Genomic DNA, 6,591 nt, shown 5'->3' with positions numbered 1-6,591 from the left:
CAGGCTCGCGCGATGGATTGACGCCGGTAAGCCCCGGGGGTATACTCAGCCTAGGACAGTATCTATTCAGCACGACGGTGGACGCGAAGATCTCAGGTTGTCATCTGGGCACATAAGGCCTGAGGGAGCGAGTTGTGCAACCGGCCACCCGCGCACAGGGCGTGGGCGGCCTTTGCTGTTTTCACAGATTTTGAGGTCATCTGGCGCGGCCCCATGTAGGGGTAAAGGGGAAGCATGTAGAAAAAACGCCGGATGGTGCGGAAACGGCCGGGATGTTGAACATCCCGGCCGTTTTTTCGTGGGGAAGTGATACTGGGCCAGCGTTCGCTAGTGTTGACATGCGAATCTCGAGGCGATAAGATCGCATACGAACGTATACAAACGAATGCGAAAGGTTGTGGTTGCATGCGGCATGCACATCCACCCCATCCCCACGGCTGGGACGGCCATGGCGGCCATCACCGCGGTCACCGTGGCCACCCTGCGCTCGGCAAGCCATCAGGCCCGCAGACGTTCCGGCGCGGGCGCGCCCTTCAGTTTCTCGAGTTTCTAAATGTTCGCCGAACGACCCTCCTGCGCCAGTTGGATCAGCCGGAATTCGCGGATCTGAGGCCGACGCTCCTCGGCGAGCTGAAGGCCGTGGAAAGCGTGCGGGACGAGTTTATGGCCATGTTTGACCTGTGGGCGGACGCGGAAGAAGCGCCAGATCCGAGCACGTCCGGCGCCTCTGCGCCCGTGGTCGGTGAAACGCCGCCCACCCATCATGGGGCCGAGACGGAAGCGAAAGCGGACGAGGCCGGCGAGCAGGGATCCAGCGGTTTCGATCGCGGCGACCCAGGCGAAAGGCCTGAGGAGGATGAGGTGTGACCGTCGGCCGCGGGCTTCGCGCGCTCGCGGCATTCGTCCGGCCCTACCGCTGGTTGGCGCTTCTCTCCCCCGCCATGATGGGCGTCGAGATCGCCATGGACCTGTCGCAGCCCGCCCTGGTCTCGCGGCTCATCAACCGCGGCATCCTGGCGGGCGATGCGCGGACCGCGCTCGAAACGGGCCTGTGGATGATTGGAGCGGCCGTGGCTGGCCTCGTCGCGGGCGTGTTGTGCAACGTGTTGGCGAGCCGAGTGTCCCAAAACGTGGGTGCTGACATCCGCTCGGCCTTGTTCCAACGGACGCTCAGATGGTCTCGCGAACAGATTCAGACCTTTACCACTGGTTCCCTGATCACGCGCCTCACGGAAGATGTCACGCAGGTGCAAACGCTCATGCAGCAGCTGCAGCAGGGACTTGTCCGGGGGCCGGGGCTCGCCCTCGGCAGCATGGCGCTCGCCGTCTGTCTCGATGGACGCATCGGGCTGTTGCTCGTCGCCGCGGCCGTGCTCGTCTCGGCCGTACTCGCTTGGACCACGCATCTCTCGTATCAGCGGTTTATGTGCGCTCAACGCGCCCTCGATGCGATGAACCAGACGACCCAGGAACACCTCGTCGCCCTTCGCGTGGTGCGGGCCCTCTCGCTCGAGGACCGGGCTCTCGCTCGATTCGACATGGCCAACCGCGATTACGCAGACGCGTCCTTGAAGGCGCTCTACATCCTGGTGACGAACACGCCTCTCCTCAATCTCGTGCTGGACGCGGCCATCGTCGCACTGCTGGGATGGGGCGCGCCGCGAGTTTGGCGCGGATCCCTCTCGCCAGGCCACCTCGTGGCAGCCATCAACTACGCTACACAGGCGCTCTCTTCGCTCTTGATGTCGGCGTCGATGATGGTTTCGGCTGCACAGGCGATGGCTTCTGCGGACAGGATCCAGGCCCTGCTTTCGACGGAGCCCGCCATGCGCGAGGAGGCGAACGCGAAGCGAGCGTCGGATTGGCCGCATGTGCTCGTCGACCGCGTGGACTACGTGTATCCGCGCGCGAGCCACCCCGCGTTGGAAGGCGTGTGTCTCGAAATCCGCCCGGGTGAAACGCTCGGCATCGCGGGCACCACGGGATCGGGCAAGTCGACGCTTCTGGCGCTTCTGCCGCGCCTGGTCGATCCGTCCGCAGGGCGGTTGGTCTGGGATGGTGAAGACCTGCGCGCCCTCGAACCTGGCTCGCTCCGACAGCGCATGGCATGCGTGACGCAACAGCCGACCCTGTTCCGCGGAACTGTGCGGGACAACATCGCGTTTGGGCGGCCCGACGCGCCCCATGCCGATCTCGTCGAAGCCGCCCGGATTGCCCAGGCGCTCGAGTTCATCGAACGCCTGCCGGGCGGCTGGGAGGCCGAAGTGGGGCAGCGAGGTGCAACCCTCTCGGGGGGTCAGCGCCAGCGCGTGGCGATCGCGCGGGCACTTGCGTCAAAACCGCGCCTGCTGGTGCTCGACGACGCGACGAGCGCGCTAGATACCGCGACGGAGGCTGCGTTCCTCCGCGAACTGAGGCACCTGCGCGACATGACCGTGGTCGTAGCGTCGAGCCGTCTGAGCACCCTGTGGAACTGCGACCGCATCGCTGTCTTCGACAAGGGGCGGCTCGCGGGCGTCGGCACGCATCAGGAACTCCTCGCATCCTGCGAACTTTACCGCGAGATCTGGGATTCGCAGATGGGCGCGGCCTGGGAGGTGATGTCAAGTGAATGATTCCGCGGCGTCCCGCGCTGCACATACCTTTGCACTGCCAAGCCCGGGGGGACCACGGCAACATCACACGCCCACGGTGCGCGCCGGAAACCCTCGGCAAACGGCGTCCCGCCTGCTCTCGTACCTTGGGCATCGAAGATCTGCGTTCGCTTGGATGGCCCTGGCTACCGCGCTCTCGAGCGCAATGTCGCTCTTTGCACCCTACCTGCTGGGCAGAGCCATTGACGCGACCATCCGGGGACACGACGTCCACCGACTTGTCGCGCTCTTGGCGTACCTTGCGGGAGCCTACCTCGCGGGCCTGACCGCTGGTTTCATCCAAAGCTTGATAGCCGCCCACTTGTCGCAGGATGCGACTCGCGCCATGCGGCGAGATTTGTTTGCGCGACTGCTCGTCCTGCCCATGCGTTTCTTCGATGCGAAAAACGTCGGTGAACTCATGAGTCGCAGTACGAACGATCTCGCCAACGTCTCCAACGGACTGAATCAAACGCTCGCTCAGCTCATGGCGAGTGCAGCGACGCTTATCGGCTGTATGGTCATCATGTTCTGGCAGAGTTGGCGCATGGCCCTGGTCGCGCTCGCGGTTGTACCCGTCACCGCCGGCGCAGCGCGCGCCGTCGCTCGTCTTACGCGCCGCCACTTTCAATCCTTGCAGCGCGAACTGGGGCAAGTGAATGGCTTCATCGAGGAGATGATTACGGGCGTGGAGACCATTCAACTGTTTCATCAAGAGGCGAGGATCTTGGACGCCTTTCACGCCCGAAACGAGCGCTTGCGTAGAGCAGGCGTGCGCGCACAGGCCGTGTCAGGCTCGATGGGGCCCACGATGAACCTGATGCGCAACCTCTCCTATGCCCTCATCGCGCTCGCAGGTGGGCTGCTCGCCTTGCACGGGCTGGTGTCGGTGGGCACGATGGTCAGCTTTCTCAACTACGCAGGCCAGTTCAGCCAGCCCCTGAATCAAATCGCGAATCAGTACAATCTCCTTCAGTCCGCGCTCGCCGGTGCGGAACGCGTATTCGAAATCTTAGACGAGCCCGGTGAAGCGGACCCGCCCGGCGCCGTCTCGGCGGACGAGGTAAAAGGGCACCTCGAGTTCCGCGATGTGAGCTTTGCGTATCCGGGAGGACCGCGTGTCCTGCACCACGTGAACCTGCAAGCACGCCCAGGGGAGAAAATCGCCATTGTCGGACACACGGGATCGGGCAAGACGACGCTCATGCACCTGCTGGCGCGATTCTACGATCCGGACGAGGGCGTCATCTTGCTGGACGGGTTGGATTTGAGAGCCGTCGCCAAGTCCGCCTGGCGACGCAAACTCGGCCTGGTCCTGCAAGAGGCTCAGCTGTTTAGCGGCACGGTCCGGGACAACATCCGCATCGGCCGTCCGGAGGCGACGGACGACGAGGTCGAGCAAGCCGCTGTGCAGGCCAACGCGGACGCCTTGATCCGGCGACTTCCACAGGGGTATGACACACAGGTGGGCCCCGGAGGTGCCGGCCTCAGCCAGGGTGAGAGCCAACTCATCGCGATTGCGCGAACGCTGCTCGCCAACCCTTCCGTGCTGGTGCTGGATGAGGCCACGTCGAACGTGGACACGCGGACGGAGATGCGCGTCCAAGAGGCCCTGGCGCGGCTCATGCATGGGCGCACGAGCATCATCATCGCCCATCGGCTGTCCACCGTGCGCAGGGCGGATCGGATCTACGTCATGGCGGGCGGACGTATCGTGGAAGAGGGCACCCATGAGGAGCTCATCCGCCGACGCGGCGCCTACTTCGAGCTCTGCCGCCTACAATGGGGAGCCGTTGACCAAGAGGCTCAGCGCCTGCGCTGAAACGAGTTCGGGATGCCGAGCGCCTCGCGGTACTTCGCGATGGCGCGGCGCGAGAGCCTGCAGCCCTCAGAAGCCAGAAGATTCGCAATCGCTTGATCGGACAAAGGGCTCGCTTTGTCCTCCGCCCGCACAATCTCGGCGAGCCGAGCTTTGGCCGCCTCCTGCGACCAGCCCGGAGCCACTTCCACGGAGAACAACCGCTCCATGGGTATCAAGCCCTGGGGCGAGCCGAGGATCTTGTCCTTGACGGCGCGGCTCACGGTCGACTCGTGCACGCCGATTTCCTCCGCGATGTCGGCCAGGCGGAGGGGCCGGATAGCCGCGGCGCCTCGTTCGAGGTAAGCCTCCTGGTGCCTCACGAGCGCCTCGGCCACGCTCTGCAACGTCATGCGCCTGCGCTCGATGGCGCGGGTGAGCCAGGCCGCGCGCTTGAGCCGCGCCGACACGAACCGGCGCGCCTCCTCCTCCCCGCTCTGCATCAAGCGCCGATACTCCGCGCGAAGCTCGAGCCGCGGCGCGGCCCACGCCGTCACTTCCACGGTCCACACGCCCTCCACCTTGCGCGCGACGACGTCCGGCATGAGGGGGACGACGGGATCGTCCGCCGCAGCGATGGCGGGCGCGGGCGTGAGACGGCGAATGCGGCGGACGGCCTCCTCCACCTGCGCCGCAGAAACCGACAGCTGGGCGGCCAGCTCGTCCAGGCGGCCTTCCGCCACATCGCCGAGATGGCCGCGAATGATGGCGGCCATGAGCGTCCTCATCGGTTCTCGCTCGTTCCGAAGTTGTAAAAGGAGACACGAGACCAGGTCTTCGGCGCCGATGCCCGGCGGATCGCAGGCCTGGAGCGCGGCGAGCGCCGCGCGGGCGTCGTCGAGCGGCGCGCCGAGCCGCTTGGCGATCCCGTCGAGGGGCTCGGCGAGGTAGCCACGATCGTCGAGATCGTCCGCCAGATAGAGCGCGAGGCGGAGCACCGAGTCCGGGAGACGCATCAGGCGGAGCTCCCGCTTCAGCCGCTCCGCAAGCGGCTCGCGGCTCGCCACGCGCGCCAAGGGATCCACGTCCTCGGCGCGCACGGCGGCTTGGGGCCGCGATCGCTCAAAGCGAAACCACGGCTCCTCCTCCACGAAACGCTCCAACTCTTCGGCGAGATGGGCCGACGAAAGCGCCAAGACGCGCAGCGAAAGCCGCATCTCGGCCGTGAGCCGGAGTTCCTGCTTCATGGAAAGCTCGAGACCAAGCTCCATCACGACTTCGCCATCCTCGGCTTGTAGATGAGGTAATACCCCGCGAGCACGAGCGCATGATGGGCACACCGGCGTAAATCGCGACGCGCTGCCCAGGGATGAAGATGAGGCTCACCGCAATGGCGAGGTTCAGCACCACGCCGAGAATGGGCACCACGGGGTAGCCCGGCGTCCGGTACGCCAGTTGCGAGACATCGCCGCCCTCGCGCACGTACTTGCGGCGAAAGCCGATCTGCGAGGCGCAGATGATGGCCCACGACAGCACGGCGATGAGCCCGATGCCGGAGACAATCCACAGGTACAGCGTATTCGGCGACACGTCGTACAACCACAAGGACAACGTGCCGACGACGAGCGTCACGATGACGGACCACACGGGCACCTTCTGTTTGGAGAGACGCGTCAAAAACCGCGGCGCCATGCCATCGAGCGCCATGGACCAGAGCAGGCGCGACGAGGCGTACGTCCAGGACGATCCGGCCGAGAGTGCCGAGGTGATGACGATGAGGTCCATGATGAGGTGCGCGGATGGGATCCCCGCCACCTGAAAGATGGTCGCAAACGGGCTGTCGTTCACGCCCGCCTTCTGCCACGGGATGATGCCGACGAGGACCATCATCGAGATGACGTAGAAGAGCAGGATGCGCACGCTTGTGGTCCGCACGGCCCGCGGCACCGACTTCGCCGGGTCCTTGCTCTCGCCGGCCGCAATGCCGATGAGCTCCGTGCCGCTGTACGCGAAGCTGACGGGCACGAGCGCGAGGAACACCGCGCCGAGGCCATGCGGGAACAGCCCGCCCTGCCCCGTGTAGTTGCGGAGGCCAATCGCCGGATGACCCGTGAGGCCAAACAGCGCCAAAATGCCCGCGATACAGGCGGCGATGATGCG

General features: G+C 65.4%; 5 protein-coding genes and 1 riboswitch. Of the genes, 3 read left to right on the top strand and 2 right to left on the bottom strand.

Features of this window, described 5'->3' with window-relative positions; translation table 11 throughout:
• Positions 1–70: 70 nt before the first annotated feature.
• Positions 71–155: riboswitch (cyclic di-GMP riboswitch) on the top strand.
• Between the two features lie 250 nt (positions 156–405).
• From AS26_RS14800 to AS26_RS12925, 3 genes are read left to right on the top strand one after another with little or no spacing between them, the layout of a single operon-like run.
• Positions 406–867: a hypothetical protein gene (locus tag AS26_RS14800; RefSeq protein ID WP_245629784.1), complete on the top strand. Its 462-nt coding sequence runs from the start codon at positions 406–408 to the stop codon at positions 865–867.
• The gene (locus tag AS26_RS12930) at positions 864–2,615 is read left to right on the top strand and encodes an ABC transporter ATP-binding protein (RefSeq protein WP_062310369.1); all 1,752 of its coding nucleotides are present in this window, start codon (positions 864–866) and stop codon (positions 2,613–2,615) included. The genes AS26_RS14800 and AS26_RS12930 overlap by 4 nt, the downstream gene beginning before the upstream one ends.
• The gene (locus AS26_RS12925) at positions 2,608–4,455 is read left to right on the top strand and encodes an ABC transporter ATP-binding protein (RefSeq protein WP_245629783.1); all 1,848 of its coding nucleotides are present in this window, start codon (positions 2,608–2,610) and stop codon (positions 4,453–4,455) included. Before AS26_RS12930 ends, AS26_RS12925 begins: the two co-directional genes overlap by 8 nt.
• Here the strand turns inward: AS26_RS12925 and rpoN are convergent.
• Complete coding sequence (gene rpoN, locus AS26_RS12920; protein WP_245629785.1) at positions 4,440–5,648, bottom strand: RNA polymerase factor sigma-54; 1,209 nt, start codon at positions 5,646–5,648, stop codon at positions 4,440–4,442. The genes AS26_RS12925 and rpoN overlap by 16 nt on opposite strands.
• Positions 5,554–6,591, bottom strand: a 1,038-nt coding sequence (locus AS26_RS12915) for an amino acid permease (protein ID WP_245629782.1), incomplete at its 5' end; no start/stop codon positions are given. The genes AS26_RS12915 and rpoN, both read right to left, overlap by 95 nt.

This window comes from Alicyclobacillus sendaiensis NBRC 100866 (assembly GCF_001552675.1).
In the GTDB taxonomy this organism is placed as follows: domain Bacteria; phylum Bacillota; class Bacilli; order Alicyclobacillales; family Alicyclobacillaceae; genus Alicyclobacillus; species Alicyclobacillus sendaiensis.
This window is presented reverse-complemented; position numbering and strand designations above follow the sequence as displayed.

Excerpts from the sequence above, each read along its gene's own strand:
- rpoN (WP_245629785.1), bottom strand. The coding sequence starts at position 5,648 with ATGCGGCTTTCGCTGCGCGTCTTGGCGCTTTCGTCGGCCCATCTCGCC.
- AS26_RS14800 (WP_245629784.1), top strand. The coding sequence starts at position 406 with ATGCGGCATGCACATCCACCCCATCCCCACGGCTGGGACGGCCATGGC.